General features: G+C 70.5%; 21 protein-coding genes. 13 read left to right on the top strand and 8 right to left on the bottom strand.

What is annotated here, in order from left to right:
* The first annotated feature begins 259 nt into the window (after positions 1-259).
* The 11 genes from AB5J50_RS06215 (at position 260) to AB5J50_RS06165 (ending at position 9,766) form a co-directional block, all read left to right on the top strand.
* Complete coding sequence (locus AB5J50_RS06215; RefSeq protein WP_327426606.1) at positions 260-1,303, top strand: NAD(P)-dependent alcohol dehydrogenase; 1,044 nt, start codon at positions 260-262, stop codon at positions 1,301-1,303.
* 96 nt (positions 1,304-1,399) lie between these two features.
* On the top strand, positions 1,400-1,900 hold the full coding sequence (locus AB5J50_RS06210) for a cation:proton antiporter (protein ID WP_369255654.1): 501 nt from the start codon (positions 1,400-1,402) through the stop codon (positions 1,898-1,900).
* Between the two features lie 11 nt (positions 1,901-1,911).
* Positions 1,912-2,808, top strand: a complete 897-nt coding sequence (locus tag AB5J50_RS06205; RefSeq protein WP_369255652.1) for a cation:proton antiporter — start codon at positions 1,912-1,914, stop codon at positions 2,806-2,808.
* 102 nt (positions 2,809-2,910) lie between these two features.
* Complete coding sequence (locus tag AB5J50_RS06200) at positions 2,911-4,164, top strand: cytochrome P450 (RefSeq protein WP_369255650.1); 1,254 nt, start codon at positions 2,911-2,913, stop codon at positions 4,162-4,164.
* A 127-nt stretch (positions 4,165-4,291) separates the two neighbouring features.
* Positions 4,292-5,062, top strand: a complete 771-nt coding sequence (locus AB5J50_RS06195; protein WP_369255648.1) for an SDR family NAD(P)-dependent oxidoreductase — start codon at positions 4,292-4,294, stop codon at positions 5,060-5,062.
* A gap of 6 nt (positions 5,063-5,068) precedes the next feature.
* Positions 5,069-5,482 carry a VOC family protein gene (locus tag AB5J50_RS06190; RefSeq protein WP_369255646.1) on the top strand — a complete coding sequence of 138 codons (414 nt, stop codon included), beginning with the start codon at positions 5,069-5,071 and terminating at the stop codon, positions 5,480-5,482.
* A gap of 11 nt (positions 5,483-5,493) precedes the next feature.
* The gene (locus AB5J50_RS06185; RefSeq protein WP_369255644.1) at positions 5,494-7,038 is read left to right on the top strand and encodes an MFS transporter; all 1,545 of its coding nucleotides are present in this window, start codon (positions 5,494-5,496) and stop codon (positions 7,036-7,038) included.
* 161 nt (positions 7,039-7,199) lie between these two features.
* The gene (locus AB5J50_RS06180) at positions 7,200-7,946 is read left to right on the top strand and encodes a nuclear transport factor 2 family protein (protein WP_369255642.1); all 747 of its coding nucleotides are present in this window, start codon (positions 7,200-7,202) and stop codon (positions 7,944-7,946) included.
* Positions 7,943-8,284 carry a YciI family protein gene (locus AB5J50_RS06175; protein ID WP_327426599.1) on the top strand — a complete coding sequence of 114 codons (342 nt, stop codon included), beginning with the start codon at positions 7,943-7,945 and terminating at the stop codon, positions 8,282-8,284. The genes AB5J50_RS06180 and AB5J50_RS06175 overlap by 4 nt, the downstream gene beginning before the upstream one ends.
* Entirely contained in the window at positions 8,281-9,537 is a 1,257-nt protein-coding gene (locus tag AB5J50_RS06170; protein ID WP_369255640.1) for an RNA polymerase sigma factor, read from the top strand. Before AB5J50_RS06175 ends, AB5J50_RS06170 begins: the two co-directional genes overlap by 4 nt.
* A gap of 49 nt (positions 9,538-9,586) precedes the next feature.
* Entirely contained in the window at positions 9,587-9,766 is a 180-nt protein-coding gene (locus AB5J50_RS06165) for a hypothetical protein (protein ID WP_369255638.1), read from the top strand.
* A gap of 40 nt (positions 9,767-9,806) precedes the next feature.
* On the opposite strand, the gene AB5J50_RS06160 is transcribed toward AB5J50_RS06165, so the two are convergent.
* From AB5J50_RS06160 to AB5J50_RS06125, 8 genes are all read right to left on the bottom strand, one after another.
* Positions 9,807-10,577, bottom strand: a complete 771-nt coding sequence (locus tag AB5J50_RS06160; protein ID WP_369255636.1) for an SDR family NAD(P)-dependent oxidoreductase — start codon at positions 10,575-10,577, stop codon at positions 9,807-9,809.
* 42 nt (positions 10,578-10,619) lie between these two features.
* Positions 10,620-11,609, bottom strand: coding sequence for a LysR family transcriptional regulator (locus AB5J50_RS06155; protein WP_369255634.1), 990 nt, complete (start codon positions 11,607-11,609; stop codon positions 10,620-10,622).
* A 191-nt stretch (positions 11,610-11,800) separates the two neighbouring features.
* Positions 11,801-12,757: a fumarylacetoacetate hydrolase family protein gene (locus AB5J50_RS06150; RefSeq protein ID WP_369255632.1), complete on the bottom strand. Its 957-nt coding sequence runs from the start codon at positions 12,755-12,757 to the stop codon at positions 11,801-11,803.
* Between the two features lie 3 nt (positions 12,758-12,760).
* Positions 12,761-14,131, bottom strand: coding sequence for an FAD-binding oxidoreductase (locus AB5J50_RS06145; RefSeq protein WP_369255630.1), 1,371 nt, complete (start codon positions 14,129-14,131; stop codon positions 12,761-12,763).
* 11 nt (positions 14,132-14,142) lie between these two features.
* Entirely contained in the window at positions 14,143-15,111 is a 969-nt protein-coding gene (locus AB5J50_RS06140) for a cyclase family protein (protein WP_330302607.1), read from the bottom strand.
* Complete coding sequence (locus tag AB5J50_RS06135; protein ID WP_369255628.1) at positions 15,108-16,112, bottom strand: amidohydrolase family protein; 1,005 nt, start codon at positions 16,110-16,112, stop codon at positions 15,108-15,110. The genes AB5J50_RS06140 and AB5J50_RS06135 overlap by 4 nt, the downstream gene beginning before the upstream one ends.
* Positions 16,109-17,233, bottom strand: a complete 1,125-nt coding sequence (locus AB5J50_RS06130) for an FAD-dependent monooxygenase (protein ID WP_369255626.1) — start codon at positions 17,231-17,233, stop codon at positions 16,109-16,111. Before AB5J50_RS06130 ends, AB5J50_RS06135 begins: the two co-directional genes overlap by 4 nt.
* 41 nt (positions 17,234-17,274) lie before the next feature.
* Positions 17,275-17,703, bottom strand: coding sequence for an antibiotic biosynthesis monooxygenase (locus AB5J50_RS06125; protein WP_369255624.1), 429 nt, complete (start codon positions 17,701-17,703; stop codon positions 17,275-17,277).
* A gap of 259 nt (positions 17,704-17,962) precedes the next feature.
* Here AB5J50_RS06125 and AB5J50_RS06120 point away from each other — a divergent pair, with 259 nt between their 5' ends.
* Together AB5J50_RS06120 and AB5J50_RS06115 are read left to right on the top strand one after the other, a co-directional pair.
* Positions 17,963-18,928, top strand: coding sequence for a fumarylacetoacetate hydrolase family protein (locus tag AB5J50_RS06120; protein ID WP_369255622.1), 966 nt, complete (start codon positions 17,963-17,965; stop codon positions 18,926-18,928).
* Positions 18,925-19,863, top strand: a complete 939-nt coding sequence (locus tag AB5J50_RS06115) for a VOC family protein (RefSeq protein WP_369255620.1) — start codon at positions 18,925-18,927, stop codon at positions 19,861-19,863. Before AB5J50_RS06120 ends, AB5J50_RS06115 begins: the two co-directional genes overlap by 4 nt.
* The last annotated feature ends 1 nt before the right edge of the window (position 19,864 follow it).

The following is a 19,864-nucleotide window of genomic DNA, read 5'->3' as shown; positions in this document are numbered from 1 at the left end:
CCTGGCCACGAACGGCCGCACCCGGGCAGGCGCTGTCGACAAGGAAGTCACCCTCGTGGACGCCGATGGTGAGCGCAATGAAGCGGTCGAGACCGCGTACCGTGCGAAATGCGGACATTGTGCCGCATGTGTCGCCAGGGCTGTCACCAGTTCCGAGGCGAGCTTCGCCGTGACGCGGATCGTCCCGAACCGACCAAGCCCCCTGCCCCCAACGGCAGTTCCACCAGCAGTTCCACCAGAAACACAGGACCGGAGAACCATGCTCACCGTCAACGCCTACGCCGCGACCTCCGCTACCGAACCGCTCACCCCGACCACCGTCGAGCGCCGCGACGTCGGCCCGCACGACGTCCTCATCGAGATCAAGTACTGCGGCATCTGCCACTCCGACCTCCACAACGTCCGCGGCGAATGGGGCCCGGCGACCTACCCCCTGGTCCCCGGTCACGAGATCGCCGGCATCGTCACCGAGGTCGGCTCCCAGGTCACCCGGCACGCCGTCGGTGACCGGGTCGGCGTCGGCTGCATGGTCGACTCCTGCCGCGAGTGCGTCAACTGCCGCAAGGGCGACGAGCAGTACTGCCTCAAGGGCAACACCCTCACCTACGGCTCGATCGACAAGGACGGCACGCTCACCCAAGGGGGCTACTCCACCCACGTCGTGGTGACCGAGGACTTCGTCGTCAACATCCCCGAGGGCATCGGCCTCGACGAGGCGGCCCCGCTGATGTGCGCGGGCATCACGACGTACTCGCCGCTGCGCCGCTGGGGCGCGGGCCCGGGCAAGCAGGTCGCCGTGATCGGCCTCGGCGGACTCGGCCACATGGCCGTCAAGATCGCCCACGCGATGGGCGCCGAGGTGACCGTCCTGTCCCAGTCGCTGAAGAAGATGGACGACGGCCTGCGCCTGGGCGCCGACCACTACTACGCCACCAGCGACCCGACCACCTTCGAGCAGCTGGCCGGCACCTTCGACCTGATCGTGAACACGGTCAGCGCGAAGCTCGACCTCGACGCCTACCTCGGGCTGCTGGCGGTGGGCGGCGCCATGGTCAACGTCGGCGCTCCCGCCGAACCGCTCTCCCTCAGCGTGTTCTCGCTCATCATGCAGGGCCGTTCGTACGCCGGTTCGCTGATCGGCGGCATCCGCGAGACCCAGGAGATGCTGAACTTCTGCGGCGAGCACCGCATCGGCGCGGAGGTCGAGATCATCGCGGCCGACAAGATCAACGAGGCGTACGAGCGTGTCGTCGCCTCCGACGTGCGCTACCGCTTCGTGATCGACACCGCGACGCTGGCCTGACCAGGGCCGGCTCCGGCTGAGACCACCCCGTACGAGGCGCCCCCGACCCCTCGTGCGGGGTGGACCTACAACGGCCGCTTGGCCAGGAGAAACACCGTGCTCGCACTCGAACTCGTCGTGGTCCTCGGCGTGGCGGTGCTGGTGGGCAACGCCGTCGGGCAGCGCTTCCGCATCGCCCCGCCCGTCGTGCTGCTCATCGTCGGCGCACTGCTGGGGTTCGTCCCGGCGCTGCGTGAGGCGCATCTGCCGCCGGAGGTGGTGCTGCTGCTCTTCCTGCCGGTGCTCCTGTACTGGGAGAGCCTCACCACCTCCTTGCGCGAGATCCGCAGTAACCTGCGCGGCATCGTGCTGCTGAGCACCACGCTGGTGATCGCCACCGCCGGAGCCGTCGCGGCGGTGGCGCACGCCCTGGGCCTCGGGTGGGGACCGGCGTGGGTGCTCGGCGCGGCGGTCGCCCCCACCGCCGTAGGGGTGCTCGCGAAGACGCTGCCGCGCCGCAACGTGACCCTGCTGCGCGCCGAGAGCCTGGTCAACGACGGCACAGCACTGGTCATCTACGGCCTCGCCGTCGGCATCACCTCGGCGAGGAGCACCTGAGCGCGCTGCACGTGGGCGGACTGTTCCTGCTCGCGTACGGCGGTGGGGCCGCGGCCGGCGTGGTGACCGCCTGGTTCGGCATCCGGGTCCGCCGCGTCTTCGACGATCCGCTGCTCGGCAACGTGGCCACGATCCTCACCCCCTTCACCGCCTATCTGCTGGCCGAGCTGATCCACGCCTCCGGTGTGCTCGCCGTCGTGGTGGCCGGGCTGATCATGAGTCAGGCGGGGCCGCGCATGGTGGGGGCCGCCACCCGCCGCCAGGCGGAGGAGTTCTGGTCACTGGCGACGTTCCTGCTCAACGGCTCCCTGTTCGTCCTCGTGGGCGTGGAGGCGCAGTCCGCCGTCCGCGGCCTGACCGGCACCGGCCTCACCCACGCCCTGATCGCCGTCGGGGCCGTGTCGGTGGTGGTCGTCGTGGTGCGTTTCGCCTTCCTGTTCACCGTTCCGTACTTGATCCGCCTCCTGGACCGCCGTCCGGAGCAGCGGCTGCGCCGCATGGGCTACCGCCCCCGGGTCGTCAGCGCGATGGCGGGCTTCCGGGGCGCGGTGTCGCTCGCCGTGGCGCTATCGGTGCCGATGACGCTCGACTCGGGCGAACCGTTCCCCGACCGCGACACGATCGTGTTCGTGACGTCAGGGGTCATCGTCGTCACGCTGGTGGTGCAGGGCCTGCTGCTGCCGGGCGTGGTGCGCTGGGCCCGGCTGCCCCGCGACACCTCCGTCCAGGAGGTGCTGCGGCACGACCGCCACTACACCGCGCTCCGCCTCGCCCTCCTCGCCCGCAAACGCGCCACCGTGCTCCGGCTCCGCGACGAACTCCGCATCGACGACACCGTGCTGCGCCAGGTCCAGAGGCAACTCGACATCGAGGATGTACGCCTGTCCCGGCGCGAGACGGTCGAGTGATCGGCGCCTCAACGGGCGTTCCCACGTGTTCGATTGACCGTGTGAGACGGGCAGAATCGTTCGTCGTACGGATCGACTCGGCACCCCCGTCAGGAGAACCCGGTGGACACCTCACCCGTCACCCCGCACCGCATGGACCCCGCAGGCGGCTGCCCGCACGCCGACAACGCGCGGCTGCTCGCGCGGGGCGCCGTCGCGCCGGTGGTGCTGCCCGGTGAGGTGGAGGGCATGGCGGTGCTCGGGCACGACGCGCTGAAGGAGTTCCTCGCGCACCCCGATGTCGCCAAGGGGGCCCGGCACTTCACCGCACTGAGCGAGGGGCGGATAGCGGCCGGGTGGCCGTTGCTGACCTTCGCCACCGTGCGGGGGATGACCACCGCCGACGGCGACGACCACCGGCGGCTGCGGTCCCTGGTGAGCAAGGCGTTCACCGCGCGCAGGGTCGAGGAACTGCGGCCCTGGATCGAGGAGTTGACGGAAGGACTGCTCGACGGCCTGCACCGGGCGGCCGAGGAGGCGGGCGGAGTCGCCGATCTGCGCAGGCACTTCGCGCTGCCGCTGCCGATGGGCGTCATCGGCGAGCTGCTCGGAGTCGACGCCGCATACCGCGACCGGCTGCACCAGCTGTCGAACCAGGTGGTCGCCACCGACATCGGCCCGGAGCAGGCCGTCGCCGCGAACCGTGAGCTGGTGGCCGTACTGAGCGCCGTGGCCACCGCGCGGGCCGAGGAACCCGGCACCGACCTCACCAGCGCGCTGATCGCCGCCCGCGACGAGGAGGGCGACCGGCTCAGCCAGGAGGAGCTCATCGGCACTCTGGTACTGATGATCATCGCCGGGCACGAGACCACGCTGAACCTCATCACCAACGCCGTACGGGCGTTGTGCGGCCACCGGGATCAGCTGGACCTGGTCACCAAGGGCGAGGCGAGCTGGGCGGACGTGGTCGAGGAGACGCTGCGCTGGGACGCGCCCGTCAGCTACTTCCCGTTCCGGTATCCGGTGCGGGACCTGACCCTCGACGGCACCGTCATCCCCCGGGGCACACCGGTCCTCGCCGGGTATGCGGCCGCGGGGCGCGACCGGGCCGCGCACGGACCGGACGCCGACCGCTTCGACGTCACACGCCCCGGCAGGACCGGCGCCGCCCGGCATCTGTCCCTCGGGCACGGCGCCCACTACTGCCTCGGCGCCCCGCTGGCGCGTCTGGAGGCCACCATCGCCCTGGAGCGGCTGTTCACCCGCTTCCCCGACCTCGAACTCGCCCTCCCCGAGGGGGAACTCTCCCGTCACTCCAGCTTCGTGGGCAATAGTGTGCGAGCGCTTCCGGTGCGGCCGGGGACCTCCCGCGGCTGACCCCGCGCATACCAGCCATACGACACCGCGATGGCCCTGAGCTGACCCTTTTCTTGTTCCCGCCAAACGCCGTACCTACGCTTCCACCACCGCACACCGGCGGCACTGGACAAGGGACACGGCAATCATGGGTCGACTGGCCGGAAAAATCGCTTTCATCAGCGGCACGGGGGCTGGAATAGGGCGGGCCGCGGCTCAGATATTTGCCGCGGAAGGCGCCACCGTATTCGGCTGCGACATCGACTCCGATGCCGCCGCCGAAACGGTGGAACTCGTCGAGAAGGCCGGCGGAGTCATGGAGTCCCTCGCGCCGGTGGACCTCTCCACCGAAGCGGGCGCACGGGAGTGGATCGACGCGGGGATCGCCGCGTTCGGCGGGATCGACATCCTCTACAACAACGCCTCCGCCCTGCGGAACGGGCCGTTCGAGACCATGCCGGCCGAGGACTGGTACTTCACCATCAAGAATGAGCTCGACATCCCGTACTTCTGTACGCAGGCGGCCTGGCCCCATCTGATCGCCCGCGGCGGCGGAGCCGTCCTCAACGTCGCCTCGGTGGCCGCCGTGCGGGGCGCCCCCTTCATGCCGATGGTGCCGCACGGCGCCGCCAAGGGCGGGGTGCTGGCGATGAGCATGCACTTGTGCGCGGCCGGCGCCCCGCACCACATCCGCGTCAACACCATCGCCCCCGGCATGACCCGGACGTCCGCCACCGCGCCCTTCCTCGACGACCCGGACGGTCCGAAGGCGCAGTTGGAGGCGCGGATCCCGGTCGGACGCGTGGGGCAGCCCGAGGACATCGCGCGGGCCGCGGCCTTCCTCTGCTCCGACGAGGCCGCGTTCATCAACGGCGCCAACCTCATGGTCGACGGCGGCGACAGCGCGATGGCGGGCTGAGCGCCGGTGAACACACGACTCGACCACGTGGGCGTCAACGTACGCGACCTGCCCGCGCTCACCGCCTGGTACAAGGACGCCTTCGGACTGAAGACCGTCTTCGAGTTCACCCTCGAAGGGCCCGGCCTCAGCGCCGTCGTCCTGGAGCATCCGCACGGCTGGCGCATCGAACTCCTCGCCAGGACCGGATCCACGCCCGGGCTCCGGGCGCCGGACCCGTTGACCGCCGCCCTCACCGAGGGATACGGGCACTTCGCGGTCACCACCCCCGAACTCGCCCCCGTCTACGCGGCCCTGGTGGCCCACGGAGCGGGCGAAGCCATGCCGCCGGGACCGTCCCCCGAGCCGGGCATCCGCATGGCCTGGGTCACCGACCCCGAGGGAAATCTCATCGAACTCATAGAGAAAAACGCAGAGTGAGGGCACGCACGATGACGGATTCGAAAACCCTGAACTCCCGGAAAAGACTGGACGTCGGAACACTCATAGCCTGTTGTCTCGCGGTGGCGGCGGCACAGTTGTGCATCACTGTTCCCTCGCCCATCAACGGAGAAATTACAGCCGCTTTCGGGGCATCCGGTTCCCAGGTGGCCTGGGTGACCTCCGCCTTCATTCTTCCCACCGCAATTCTTGAGCTGAATTTCGGTGTGGTGGGAGACCTCTTCGGACGCAAGCGCCTGCTGGTGCTCGGCGGCCTGGTTCTCGCGCTCGGTGAGCTCCTCAACGCCACCTCGCAGAACATCACCATGATGTGGGTCGGTCAGGCCCTCGCGGGCGTCGGTGCCGCCGCGCTCTTCCCCAGCTCCCTCGCCGTCATCGCGGCGGCCACACCCGACGGGAAGGACCGCGCCAAGGCGGTCTCCACGTGGGCGCTCAGCATCTCCATCGCCTCCGCGGTGGGGCCCCTGTCCTCCGGCATTCTCGCCACGGTCGCCGACTTCCGCTGGGCGTTCGTGCCGCCGGTCGTCCTCGGCCTGGTGGTCGCGGTCACGAGCTGGAAGCTGGTCACCGACTCCAAGGCCCCCGAGGGCCGCAGCCTGGACTGGCCGGGCCAGATCACCATCGCCGTCGGCCTCACCGCCCTGCTCTGGGGCATCATCGAGGGCGGCGAACGCGGATGGAGCAGCGCGCCGATCGTGGGCTCGCTGTCCCTCGCGGCGGTGGCGCTCGTCGGATTCATCGTCGCTGAGACCCGCTCCGCCTCGCCCATGTTCAACCTGGACCTGCTGAAGATCCCGTCGTTCGCCGCGGCCGCCGTCGTCGCGCTGGCCGGTATGTTCGGCTTCATCGGCACCGCGTACTGCGTCTCGATCCGGCTCGGCGTGGTGATGCACCAGAGCGCGCTGCGTTCCAGCATGCCGTTCGTCATCCTCCAGCTGATCCCGCTGCTCCTCGCACCGGTGCTGAGCAAGATGCTCACCCGCGTCGACGCCCGCTGGCTCCTGATGGGCGGCCTGCTGCCGATGGCCGCCGGACAGTTCTGGATCGCCGCGCTCCCCATCACCACGACGTCCCTCGCGGCCTTCATCGGCCCCGTGCTGCTGCTCGGCATCGGCTTCATCTGCGTGGTGTCCTCGCTGACCTCGGCGGCCGTGAACGCCGTACCCATCGAGATGACCGGTATGGCCAGCGGTGCCACCAGCCTGGTCCGCGAGTTCGGCCAGGGCCTCGGCCCCGCCGTGATCAGCACCATCGCGATGAGCGCCGCGTCCTCGGCCCTGGTGGGCAAGCTCAGCGGCCAGGACGCGGGCATGGAGGCGGCGGCCGGACCCCTCGCGGTCGTCAACGCGGGCAGCGCCCAGGCCAAGGCGGCCGCCCAGACCGCACTCGGCCACGGCATGGCCCTCGGCGTGGTGATCTGCGGCTGTGCCTCCCTGCTGGGCGCGACGGTCACCCTGCTGCTGGTGCGCAAGAACACCGCCCGCGCGACGGTCGGTGCCACCGGTGAGACGGCGGTGCAGGCGGCGTCCGCGTAGCGCGCGACACCCACGCGGACGCGAGGGGGCCGGGGCTGATGCCCCGGCCCCTTCGCGTGCTCCCGCCCTCCCGCACGCGAAAAACATTTCGACGCCTGTCGAATCGGCGTGACCCCGTTCGTCGGTGGGGTGTAGGAAGCTCATGACCACCGGGAGGAACCATGAAGTACATGCTGCTGGTCTGCGGCGACGACACCGCCGACGCCTCGGGCATGGCACCTGTCGAACCCTGGGTCGAGGAGCTGGGCGCCGAGCGCGGCGTACGGCTGCACGGGCACCGGCTGAGGCTCCCCGCCGACGCGGTCACCGTGCGGGTGCGCGACGGTGAGGTGCTGCGCACCGACGGGCCGTTCGCGGAGACGAAGGAGTACGTCGCCGGCTACGACATCCTCGAGTGCGACAGCCTGGAGGAAGCTGTCGAGGCGGCCGCCAAGCATCCCGTGGCGTCCATCGGGGCCATGGAGGTGCGCGCCTTCTGGGACGACGAGGACACCGAGGGGGAGATCCGCCGCCTCGACGCGGAGCTCACCGCCGCCGCCCGCGAGCACGACATCGACCGGGCGATGGCCTGCTACGCCCCTGACGTCGAGGTCTTCCACCCCGTGAGCGGTCTGGAACAGCGCGGGATCGACGCCCTGCGCAAGGCGGAGGAGTGGTGGTGGGCGACGCTGGTCGGACCCGTGGAGCGCGAAGTGCTCGACTTCCGTGTCCGGGTCGACGAGAGCGTCGCGTTCAGCCATGCGCTCGTACGGATGCGGGCCACGCTCGCCGGCGGCGAACCGCTGGACACCACGGCGCGGGTGACCACCGGCTACCGGGCCGCCGGCGACAAGTGGCAGATCGTCCACCAGCACACCTCGGTCCCGTTCGACGCCGGAATCCAGGGAGACCAGGAGGGCCGGTCATGAAGTACGTGTTCTTCATCTGCACACCCGTCGGCGGCGAGGAGCTCAGCCCCGAGGAGATCGCCGACGACCCCCGCTTCACCTCGTACATCGACGAGGTCCGCAGCCGCGACGTGGTGAAGGGCGGCGCGCGACTGCGGCCGTCCACCGACGCCACCACCGTGCGCGTCCAGGGCGACGAAGTCCTGCTCAGCGACGGCCCGTTCGTGGAGTCCAAGGAATACGTCGCGGGCTTCGACATCATCGAGGTCGCCGACCTCGACGAGGCCATCGCGCTCGCGTCCCGGCACCCGGCGGCGCTGGGCGGCGGCTCGGTGGAGGTGCGGCCGGTCTGGGAGTGAACGACGACGGCGTCGAGGAGGCGGTCGCCGCCGCCTTCCGCGAGGAATGGGGCCAGGTCGTCGCCACCCTGATCCGGGTGACCGGCGACTGGGACCTCGCCGAGGAGTGCGCCCAGGACGCCTTCGCCCAGGCCCTGGACCGGTGGCGGCGCGACGGGATTCCGCGCCGCCCCGGCGCCTGGCTGACGACGACCGCCCGCAACCGCGCCCTGGACGTACTGCGCCGGGAGGCGGTCGGGGCGGCGAAGCTGCGGGAGGTGGCGGTGCTTGCGCGGGACGAGGGGCCGTACGACCCGGAGTACGACGGCGACGACAGCGGGGTCCAGGACGACCGGCTGCGGCTGATCTTCACCTGCTGCCATCCCGCGCTGCCCATCGAGGCCAGGGTCGCACTGACCCTGCGCACCCTCGCCGGGCTGAGCACGCCCGAGATCGCCCGTGCCTTCCTCGTCCCCGAGGCGACGATGGCTCAGCGCCTGGTCCGTGCCAAGCGGAAGATCCGCAACGCCGGCATCCCGTACCGCGTACCGCCCGCGCATCTGCTGCCCGAGCGCACGACGGGTGTGCTCGGCGTGGTCTACCTCCTCTTCAACGAGGGGTACGCGGCCACGTCCGGCGCCGACCTGGTCCGCACGAACCTGTGCGCGGAGGCGATCCGCCTGGCCCGTGTGCTGGCCCGCCTGATGCCCGACGAGCCCGAAGTGCTCGGTCTGCTAGCGCTGTTGCTGCTGCACGACGCCCGGCGCGGCACGCGGGTCGACGCGGCGGGCGAGCTGGTGACGCTGGAGGACCAGGACCGTACGGCCTGGGACAAGGCAGCCGTCGACGAGGGCGCCGGCCTGCTGGAGACCGCCCTGCGCCGCGGGCGTCCGGGCCCGTACCAGATCCAGGCCGCCATCGCCGCCTGCCACACCACCGCCGAGACGGCCGAGGACACGGACTGGGCCGACATCGCGGCGCTGTACGGCGAGCTGGAGCGCTTCGTGCCCTCCGCCGTGGTGCGCCTCAACCGGGCGGTCGCCGTGGGCATGGCCGAAGGCCCGGAAGCGGGGCTGGCCAGGGTGGCGGAGCTGGAGGCGGAGGGCGAGCTGGACGACTACCACCTGCTGCCCGCCACGCGCGCGGACCTGCTGCGGCGTGCCGGGCGCCCGGCGGAGGCGGCGGAGGCGTACGCCAGGGCGCTGGAACTGGTGGAGAACGACGCCGAGCGACGCTTTCTGGAGAAACGGCTCGCGGAGTGTCGATCGACGTAGGGGCCGTCCGTCGGTGGGGTGAAAGCACCTCACGACACCGGAGGTTCCCATGACCACCCTCGTGCCCATGCACCGCACCCGCACGGTCCTCGCCCTGCTGCTTCCCCGGCTCCGGAGGCCGATGCGCCGGACACCCGCCGCCCCACCCGAGTCGGTGCCGCACGGGCCGACCGGTGACGGACCGGGCGCCCCGGACGTCTGGCTCGCGGGCCTGCGCCTGGGAGGCTGACCGATGAGCGCCACCGTCACCACTTCCGGCCCCCGTGCGGTCACTGCGAGTCGAGCGCGTTCGTGATCGCCTTCACCCCGCCGTGCGCCGAGTAGCCGCCGTCCACGGTGATCTCGGCGCCGTTCACGTACGACGCCTCGTCCGAGAGGAGGTACACGACCAGCGGGGCGACCTCGTCGCAGGTGCCGGGGCGGCCCTGCGGGGTCATGGAGAGGTGCGCCTGGGTGAAGACGGGGTTCGCGGTCGCCATCAGCGGGGTCTCGATGTAGCCGGGGTGGATCACGTTCGTACGGATGCCGCGGGGCGCCAGCTCCAGGGCGGCCACCTTGGACAGGCCGCGCAACGCCCACTTGCTGGCCGTGTACGCGACCGCGTGATGGGCGGTGAGGCCCGCGACCGAACCGACGTTGACGATGGAGGAGCCCTTGCCCATCAGGGGGGCGAGGGCCTGGATGCCGAGCATCGGGCCGGTGGTGTTCACGGCGAACGCCCGGTTCCAGTCGGCGAGTTCGACCGAGCCGAGGCGGGCGCGCATCGGGATTCCGGCGTTGTTGACGAGGCCGTGCACTTCGGAGAGCGACGCCGCGAGCTTCGCCCAGTCGTCCGGGGACGACACGTCCAGGTGCTGGTAGCGCACGTCCAGGCCGTCGGCGCGCAGGGAGGCGGCCAGCTTCTCACCCGGCTCGTCGAGGACGTCGGTCGCGACGACCGAGGCGCCCTCGTGTGCCGCGGCGGTCACCTCGGCGGCTCCCTGGCCCTGCGCGGCTCCGGTGATGACGACGGTGCGACCGGCCAGGCGCGTGCGGCTCACGGCTTCCTCCAGGGGGTACGGGATGCGGGTTCCCGCACCACGCTAGGAAGCCGGGGCCAGCTCCGGAAACGCACGTTCCTCATGGCTGGCATCCGCCTCGGCGATCTCGACCGCCTCCGGTGGCGCGGGTTCGTCGAGCGAGGCGCCCACCTTGCGGACCGTCTCCCGCAGCCAGCGGTGCGCGGGATCCGCGTGCCGGTTGTGGTGCCAGTACATGGCCTCGACGAGCGGCACGTCCGGGAACGGTGTGGGTACGACGGCACAGCGGGCGAAGCCCTCGTAGCGCCGGGCGAGCCGCTCGGGCACCAGGGCGACCAGGTCGGTGCCGCTCACCAGGAACGGCAGCACGTTGAAGCCGGGCGTGCTGACCTGCACCTTGGGCGTGATGCCGAGGGTCTCCAGCTGGCGGTCGGCGGGTGTGAGCTTGCCGATGCCGCAAGCGGCGTGCGGCATCTCCGCCAGGTCGCGCAGGGCGAGCCGTCCGTCCACCAGGCGTGGGTTGTCGGGGTCGACGAGACACACGAACCGGTCGTGCATCACTGCCTCGCTGACGCCCGGCAGCTGGTACCCGAGCGGCACGATCATCAGGTCGTGACAGCGCAGATGGGTCTCCGTCTCCAGCTGCCCGTCCACGATGGGGTGGAAGTCGATGCGGACGCCCGGCGCCTCCTGCGCTATGGCCCGCAGCAGGGGCTCCACGAACACCGTCATCACGTAGTCCGACATCACCACCGAGAATCGCTGCCGACTGCGCGACGGCTCGAAGTGCCGGGTCAGCGACATCGCCTCCTCGGCCTTGTAGAGGGAGGCCTGGACGACCGGCAGGAGCCGCTCCGCGAGCGGGGTGAGCTCGTACTCGCGGCCCACCCGCACCAGCAGCTCGTCGTTGAAGTGCCGCCGCAGCCGGGCCAGCGAGCCGCTCATCGCGGACTGGCTGGTGGAGAGCCGGACACCGGCGTGCGTGACGTTCTTCTCCTCCAGCAGTGCTTCCAGCGCCACCAGAAGATTGAGATCTATCGCTCCGAGACCCACGGGTGTCCCCTTCCGGCCGCGTCATTGAAGCATCGGTGAAACGGGAGCGTAATGAAGCGCCTTCCGTCGAGGAAGGGCCCTCATGGAGTTCTCAGGTGGAACCGATGACAGCCATCGGACCAGCGAATACGCGCATGCCGAAGAGCCCGCGCGGACACAGCTCCCGCACGGGCTCGGCACAGCTCTGCGTGCTACGGCCTCGGTGTCCGCCCCCGCTTGCGGGCGCGTGGCAGATACACGTCCGTACGCCCGGGGACGATGCGATTGGAGAGGGTGCCGAGGCGTTCCACGGTCAGCGTCACCTCGTCGCCGGGCTTCAGCGGCGGGGGAGTGCGCTCCCCGACACGGCCCCAGAACTCGGCGAGCGCGCCCCAGCCGCAGGTGCCCGAGCCGAGGATGTCGCCGGGACGGACCCAGGCGTCGCGGGCGGCGTACGCGATCATCTCCTCGAAGGTCCAGGAGACGTTCGCCAGGGTGTCGCGGCCGATCAGCTCGCCATTGAGGGCGACGGTCATCTCCAGGTCGAGGAAGCCGTCCGGGTCGCGCCGGTCCGCCACCTCGTCTGCGGTGACCAGGAAGGGGCCGAGGGTGTTGGCGAAGTCCTTGCCCTTGGAGAAGCCGAGGCCGAGGTTCTTCTCCGGCTTCTGCAGATCGCGGGCCGACCAGTCGTTGAAGACGAGGTAGCCGACGATGTGATCGCGGGCCTCCTCGGGGGTGAGGTCCCGGCCCGGACGGCCGATGACCGCACCCACCTCCAGCTCGAAGTCGAGGACCGAGCAGCCCGCCGGAACCGGCACGTCGTCCTGCGCGCCGTACGCCGCGTGCGGATTGGTGAAATAGAAGTTCGGCGCCCGGTACCACTCCTCGGGCACGTGCTCCAGGCCGTCCAGCGACTTGGAGACACCCTCGATGTGCGCCTCGAAACCGACGAAGTCCCGGATGGACGGGGGCTTCAACGGCGGCAGCAGCCGCACCTGATCAACCGTCAGATCGCTGTCTGTGGCCAGTGCTTCGGAGCCGGCGTGCTGGAGCGCATCCTGCTCGATGAGCTCCAGCACCGTCACCCCCTCGGGCAGCGGATGGATGATCCCGTCCCGGACGACCCCGGCGCGCTCCACGCCCTCGTACGCGTATGTCGTGAACCGCATGCCTCACTGCTCCCAGTGGTTGGTGTTGGTGACGGAGCCCGCGCTCAGATATCCCGCGAACAGGCCCTTGGGGTCGCGTTGCGCCCGTATCTCCTGGAGCCGCTCCCACTGCTCGTCGCCCATGAACTTCAGCTGCCGGACGGTGAAGTCGGAGTCCCCGAGGTACTGACCGGCGGTGACCGGCTGCATCGCGGCCATCGCCTCGTCGAGCCAGCCGCGCAGCTCGGCGTCCCGCTCGGGCTCGTCGTGGACGACGTACGTCGCGCAGTAGATCTCGGACTGCAACGAGAAGGCCATGTCGGGGAGTTCACGTAGCGGGGCCATGGAGAACCAGATGGTGAAGGTCTGCCGGGTCGGCTGCTCGGTGAACGCCTTGCGGATCGCCGGGACGACCTCGTCGGCGGGCCCGGTCAGCCACGCGTTGTCGACCAGATAGCGGTGGCCTTCGGGGTTGGCGACGCGCTGTCCCTGGAGCTGCTCGGCCAGCGTCGTCGGCTGTGCCTCGACCCGGAACAGCGCCCGGTCCGCGTACGGATTGGCGTGCAGCGGGGCCAGCGCATCGGCGGCCTGCTCGGGCGTGTCGGTCATCGACACGCCCGTGACCAGCAGCACCGGCCCGTCACCGCCGGGCGGGGTCTGCGTCAGCGCGACGATCTCCACCAGGTCGGAGACCGTGTGGTGCATGCCGTGCAGCCAGGTCATGACCTCGTCGAAGAGGTCCAGCGGGTACGCGTGCACGGTGTGCGCCAAATGCTTCGGGAGCGGGCGCGTACGCAGGTGGACACGGGTGACCACCCCGAAGAAGCCCGGCCCGGCACCCCGCGCCGCCCAGAACAGATCGCTGTGGTGCGTCTCGTCCGCGCGCACCAGCTCACCCTCGGCGGTGACGATGTCGAGGGCGACGATGTTCTCCGCCGCCCAGCCCCAGCCACGCGCGTTCCAGCCCTGTCCGCCCTGGAGCAGAAAGCCGCCGATGCCGACGGACGGACAGTGCCCGCCGTTGAAGAACCGGCCGAACGTGCTCAGATACGGGTTGAGTTCGTCGCCGCCCTTCACACTGGTGGTGGCCGTCACGATCCCGGTCGTCTCGTCGTACGACAGCTCGTGGAAACCCCCGAGATCGATGAGCAGCGCCTCTTCGCGCACCGACCACGCCGCCCAGCTGTGCCCTCCGGAGCGGACGGCGACCTGCCAGCCGCGCTCGATCGCGAGCCGCACGCCTTCGGCGACGTCCTGCTCGCAGACCGCCTTCAGGACGGCCGCGGGTGAACGGTTTGACGGACGGCGGGCGTTGAAGACCCGCCCGAAGCACGCCTCCTCGAAATCCTCGTCACCGGGGAAGTGGAGGGTGCCGGAGAAACGGTTGTCGTGCATGCGCTGCTCACTCACTTGATCGCGATCGGGTTGACGGGGGCGCCCACCGCACCGGTCACCGGCAAGGGCGCCGCGACCAGCAGGAACTCGTAGACACCGCCCGCCGCGCAGTCCTCGGCCAGCTCCTCCAGGTCCCACATCTCACCCAACGGGAGGCCCATGTTGGGGATCGCGATCTGGTGCAGTGGAGACATGGCGGGCTGGGGGAACTCGTAGGGCCGCACCTCAAGTCCCCATGTGTCGGAGGCGATCGCCGCGATCTCGGTGCGGTGCAGCCAGCCCAGCGTGGTGAAGGAGAGGCCGGGGGCGTCGCCGGCGGCATACCCGCCCCAGTCGCCCAGCCGCCGCACCCGGCCGAGCTGGCCCGTGCGGATCAGGACCAGGTCGCCGCGCCGTACGGACGAGGTCGCGCCCTGCGCCTCGATCGTGGCCCGCAGATGCTCCTCCAGGATGGGGAAGCCATCCGGGAGTTCGCCGTGTTCGTCGCCGACCGCACGGCCCACGTCGAGCAGCACACCGCGCCCGGTGAAGGCGTCCTTCATGTGCTCGATGCCGGTGACCGAGTCGCCGTTGCCGTTGACGATCGTGCACGGACGGCCGTTCCACGCCTGCTTGTTGTCGTAGATGTGACCCAGGCCGTCCCACTGCGTGGAAGCCTGGAGCGGCATCACGATGTGGTCGTCGGCGCCGCCGAAGCCGTGCGGGAAGCCCTGCGTTCCGGCGGCCGCGTCCGAGCCGGTGTCCTTCATGTAGTGGACGGGGTTGATCCGGCCGCGGAATCCGCGCTGCGGGCCGTCCTCGTTGAACTCCTGGGAGAGCGAGAACGACCGGCCGCGCCGGACCAGGCTCGCCGCGTGCGCCCGTATCGCGTCGTCGATGAAATTGAGCGTGCCCAGCACGTCGTCCTCGCCCCAGCGACCCCAATTGCGGTACGCGGAACGGGCCTTGGCGAGCTCCTCCTCAATGGGACCGAGGCTCATCGGGTACGTCCTTTCAGCAGCAGGTCCAGAGCGTTGCCCCCGGCGACGGCGGCACGGTCGGCGGCCGGCAGTCCGGCGGCGTCCAGCCGGGCCACCGGATCGTCGACGCCCATGTCGAAGGGGAAGTCCGTGCCGAGGACCACCCGGTCCGCGCCGACCTCCTCGACCAGATGGCGCAGGGCACGCGGCGTGTAGACCAGCGCGTCGAACCACATCCGCCGCAGATACGCGCTCGGCGGTTCGGCGCAGCCGCGCGCGTCCTGGCGCAGCTGCCAGGCGTGGTCGGAGCGCCCGATGTATGTCGGCAGATAGCCGCCGCCGTGCGCCGCGACCAGCTTGAGGCGCGGGAAGCGGTCCAGGACGCCGGTGAAGATGAGCTGCGACAGCGCGACCGTCGTCTCGACGGGCTGACCGACCGTGTTCCCGAGGTAGTGGGTGGCAAGGCGCTCCCCGAGCGAACAGCCCCAGGGGTGCACGAACACGACCGCGCCCAGCTCCTCGGCCTTCTCCCACACCGGATCGTGCGCGGGATCGGCCAGCGCCCGGCCGTCCACGGTCGTCGACACGCTGATGCCGTACAGGCCGTACTCGGTGACCGCCTTGTCCAGCAGGGCGACCGCGAGGTCGGGATGCTGGAGCGGAACCGTGCCCAGCCCGTACAGCCGCTCGGGCGCCTGGGCGCAGTGCGCGGCCACCGCCTCGTTGACGGTGCGTGCCAGGCGTACGGCGAGATCCGCGTCCGCCCAGTAGTGGTGCATCGGCATCGGGCCGACCACCTGGATGTCGACACCCATCGCGTCCAGGTCGGCGAGCCGGGCCCCGGCGTCCGTCAGCTTGGGTGCCAGGCGCTGAAGCTGGGCGCGGTTGACCGCCAGTGACGCGGGGGAGTGGGCCCGCTGTTCGGCGGCCAGTTCGGCGGCGAGGCCGGGGGCTCCCGCGCACAGGGCGTCGGCGGCGGGGACGGCGAGATGGCCGTGGAAGTCGACCACAGGCGTGCTCATGCCGCCGCCGTCAGGTAGTCGAGCGTCTCCGACATGATCCGGCCGGGGTCGGCGCCGGGCGCGTCCGGGTGGATCTCCCAGTCGGCGAGGCGCAGCGAGTTCTCCAGCACGATCCGCACCCGGGGCAGCCGGCGCGCCATGAACGTCTCGAGCGCCCGGTCGAGCGGCTCCTCGCCGGTGACCAGCTCGGCGAGCACCACCGCGTCCTCCGCGCACATCGCCGCGCCCTGCGCGATCAGCGGCGGGCACGCGTGCGCCGCGTCGCCGATGATCACCGTACGGCCGCGGTGCCAGGGCTCGTCGACGAGGATCGCCTCGATCCACCGGTAGTCGACCGTGGTGTCGTCGGGCAGCGAGGCGAGGACCTTGCCCCAGGTGCCGCCGTATCCGGCGCCGCGCTCGCGCAGCAGCGACAGGGGCACGCGCGGGCCGATCAGGGAGGCGTCCAGGTTCTCGTCGAGGAGGTACGCGTAGCACTCGTCGGGAGAGATGGGGCTGTACCCGGCCTTGAAGCGCGGGCCGCCGTAGTACACCTCCGCGCAGTCCATCTCGGCCGGGCGCTCCGCGACCACCCGGAAGATCGACATGCCGACCGGACGGGGCTTGGTGGTGATCCCGATCATCGCGCGCATCTTCGAGTTGATGCCGTCCGCGCCCACGACCAGGTCGTAGCGTCCGGTGGATCCGTCGGTGAACGTGACGTCCACGTGGTCGGCGGCCTCGTCGAGCTTCTCGACGCTCAGTCCGAGGCGCACCCGGACCCCGTGCGCGTACACCGCGTCGCACAGCGCGTTCTGGAGGTCCGAGCGCAGCGCGCCCGCCGTCGACGGAAGATCGGCGCCCCCGGTGTGCGGGGTGGACAGCTCGGTGATCAGCTCGCCGTCGGCCCGGCGCAGCCGCATCCGGTCGAAGGGGACGGCCCGGGCGAGCACCCGGTCCAGTACGCCCACGGAGCGCAGCGCCTTGAGGGCGTTGCCCTGGATGGTGATGCCGTGGCCCACACCGAACCACTGGGGCGAAATCTCGGCGAGCTCGACCTCGGCGCCGCGCTGGGCGAGCGCGAGGGACAGCACGCTTCCGGTGATGCCGCCACCGACGACGAGCACCTTTTGTACGGGCATGAGCGATCCTTGCGAACGTAGAAGAGAGACGGGTGGTGCGGTCAGCCGGCGAAGCGGGCGCCGAGCTCCCGGTAGTGCTCGACGGCAGGCGGCTCGGCGAAGAACGGGCCGACCAGGGACCGCCACCGCTGGAAACGCTCCGACTCGCGGAACCCCACGGTGTGGGCCTCGACGGACTCCCAGCCGACCAGCAGCAGAAACGTCCGCGGCCGTTCCACACAGCGCAGCAGCTCGGCCCAGCGGAAGCCGTCGGCCTCGGCGAGCACCTCGCGCGCCTTCTCGAAGACGGCCTCGAAGTCCTCCTCACGACCGGCCTCGACGGTCAGCTCGGCATGCTCGACGATCACACTCACTCCTCGGTTCGGTGGGGTGCTCCGAGCCTGCTTGGGCTCGCGCGCCTTCTCGAAGACGGCCTCGAAGTCCTCCTCACGACCGGCCTCGACGGTCAGCTCGGCATGCTCGACGATCACACTCACTCCTCGGTTCGGTGGGGTGCTCCGAGCCTGCTTGGGCGGTCGATGCAGGGTCAACGGATCGAGGCATCGGCAAGGGGGACGTCATCCATCCCGTACGACGATGGGCCGCTGATCACAGGGCTCGCGGGGCCTTGATGCCAGGCATCGCGGATCGCTATTTCCGCCGCACCCCCTGCGCTGCCTAGCGTCGAGGGCAAGCCACCCGATCCCGCACCACGGTGGCAAGCCACCCCGCCGTACGAGGAGACCGCCCGTGCCAGACCGACTTCCCTCCCACGCCGGACCATTCGCCCTCGGCACATTCGGGGACGGCTCCCGGGTCTTCCCGGGCCTGGTCGTCGGGCACCAGGTGCGCGACCTGTCCGACCTCGCCCCGTCCGTGCGCGCCGTGATCGAGGACTGGGACGACCTCTTCCCGCGTCTGACGGAACTGTCCCAGGAAGTCTCCTCGACCTGGTACGACCTCGTCGGTCTGCGCATCCTCGCGCCCATCGAGCCCGGCCAGATCCTGCAGAGCGGTGCCAACTATCGCAAGCACGTCGTGGACCTGGTGGCCGCCGAGAAGGAGAGTGTGCACGGTGCCACGCCCGAGGAGGCGCGCGCCGACGCCGCAAAGATGATGGACGAGCGGATCCGCAGCGGAGTGCCGTATGTCTTCCTCGGCTCGCCGCGCGCCATCTGCGGACCCTACGACGACATCGTGCTGCCCGAGCAGGGCGAACAGCACGACTGGGAGCTCGAACTCGCCCTCGTCATCGGCAAGTCGGGCAAGAACATCCCCGCCGAGGAGGCGATGCGGTACGTCGCCGCGTACACCATCTGCAACGACCTCACCACCCGCGACCGGCTCTACCGGCCCGACCTCAAGGCCATCGGCACCGACTGGTTCACCGCCAAGAACGCCGACACCTTCCTGCCGACCGGCCCCTTCCTCGTACCGGCCGCCTTCGTCGGCGACCCGTCGGACGTGCGGATCACCTTGCGCCACAACGGAGTTGTCCGCCAGGACGAGTCCACCAAGGACATGATCTTCGACATTCCCCGGCTCATCGCCTACGTCTCCTCGACCACCACCCTGCGCCCCGGCGACCTGCTGCTCACCGGTTCCCCGGCGGGCAACGGCGCGCACTGGGGTGTCTTCCTCCAGCCCGGGGACGTCATGGAGTCGGAGATCACGGGCCTCGGCCACCAGCGCAACACCGTCAGGAGCGGACAGTGACCACCTTCCAGCCCATCACCCATCTGCGCCATGTCGACCTGGCCGTACCGGACTTCGACCGGCAGCGCGCCTTCTACGGCACCACCTGGGGCCTGACCGAGGTCGCGAACGACAGCGGTATCGCGTTCTTCGCCGCCGAGGGCAGTCCCGAGCAGTACATCGTCCGTATCCGCAAGGACGAGCGGAAGCGGATGGACCTGGTCGCGTTCGGTGCCGTGTCGCCGGACGCCGTGGACGAGCTGCATGTGCGGCTCGGCCGGGCCGGGATCCGGCTCATCAGCGAACCAGGAGTGATGGACACCCCGGGCGGCGGCTACGGCTTCCGCTTCTTCGACCCGGACGGCCGGGTCGTGGAGGTCTCGGCGGACGTCGAGACCCGCGTGCACCGCAAGATCGAGGAGCGCGAGGCGATCCCCGTCCGCCTCTCGCACTGCGTGGTCAACTCCCAGGACCCGCAAGGGCTGCGGGACTTCTACGTCCAGCACCTCGGCTTCCGGCTCACGGACACCCTGTACTCGACGCACATGGGTGACCTCATGTACTTCCTGCGGTGCAGTCCGCTCCACCACTCCTTCGCCATCGCACGCGGACCCCATGTCTCGCTGCACCACGCCTCGTTCGAGATGCGCGGTGTCGAGGAGTACATGCGTGGCACCGGGCGGGCGCTGCGTGCCGGGACCCGGCTCACCTGGGGTCCGGGCCGCCACCTCGCGGGCGACAACACCTTCTCGTACTTCCACGACCCGCACGGCAACACCGTCGAGTACACGACCGAACTCGCCGTCCTCGAAGAGGACTTGTGGCACCCGGGCCGCCACGACGTGGACGACCCGGTCACCCAGGACCAGTGGGGCACCGCCGACCCGATGAGCGAGTCGGTCGCCAAGGAGCAGTTCAACGACCCCGACGTGCTCTTCAGCGCGCCCCCCGTCTAGT

This window comes from Streptomyces sp. R35 (genome assembly GCF_041053035.1).
In the GTDB taxonomy this organism is placed as follows: Bacteria; Actinomycetota; Actinomycetes; order Streptomycetales; family Streptomycetaceae; genus Streptomyces; species Streptomyces lutosisoli.
The sequence above is the reverse complement of the archived record's forward strand: the minus strand, read 5'-3'. Positions and strand labels throughout refer to the sequence as shown.

Bases quoted from the DNA above. Each gene is read 5' to 3' on its own strand.
- AB5J50_RS06215 (WP_327426606.1), top strand. From the start codon at position 260: ATGCTCACCGTCAACGCCTACGCCGCGACCTCCGCTACCGAACCGCTC.
- AB5J50_RS06195 (WP_369255648.1), top strand. From the start codon at position 4,292: ATGGGTCGACTGGCCGGAAAAATCGCTTTCATCAGCGGCACGGGGGCT.
- AB5J50_RS06185 (WP_369255644.1), top strand. From the start codon at position 5,494: ATGACGGATTCGAAAACCCTGAACTCCCGGAAAAGACTGGACGTCGGA.
- AB5J50_RS06180 (WP_369255642.1), top strand. From the start codon at position 7,200: ATGAAGTACATGCTGCTGGTCTGCGGCGACGACACCGCCGACGCCTCG.
- AB5J50_RS06175 (WP_327426599.1), top strand. From the start codon at position 7,943: ATGAAGTACGTGTTCTTCATCTGCACACCCGTCGGCGGCGAGGAGCTC.
- AB5J50_RS06165 (WP_369255638.1), top strand. From the start codon at position 9,587: ATGACCACCCTCGTGCCCATGCACCGCACCCGCACGGTCCTCGCCCTG.
- AB5J50_RS06150 (WP_369255632.1), bottom strand. From the start codon at position 12,757: ATGCGGTTCACGACATACGCGTACGAGGGCGTGGAGCGCGCCGGGGTC.
- AB5J50_RS06145 (WP_369255630.1), bottom strand. From the start codon at position 14,131: ATGCACGACAACCGTTTCTCCGGCACCCTCCACTTCCCCGGTGACGAG.
- AB5J50_RS06140 (WP_330302607.1), bottom strand. From the start codon at position 15,111: ATGAGCCTCGGTCCCATTGAGGAGGAGCTCGCCAAGGCCCGTTCCGCG.
- AB5J50_RS06135 (WP_369255628.1), bottom strand. From the start codon at position 16,112: ATGAGCACGCCTGTGGTCGACTTCCACGGCCATCTCGCCGTCCCCGCC.
- AB5J50_RS06130 (WP_369255626.1), bottom strand. From the start codon at position 17,233: ATGCCCGTACAAAAGGTGCTCGTCGTCGGTGGCGGCATCACCGGAAGC.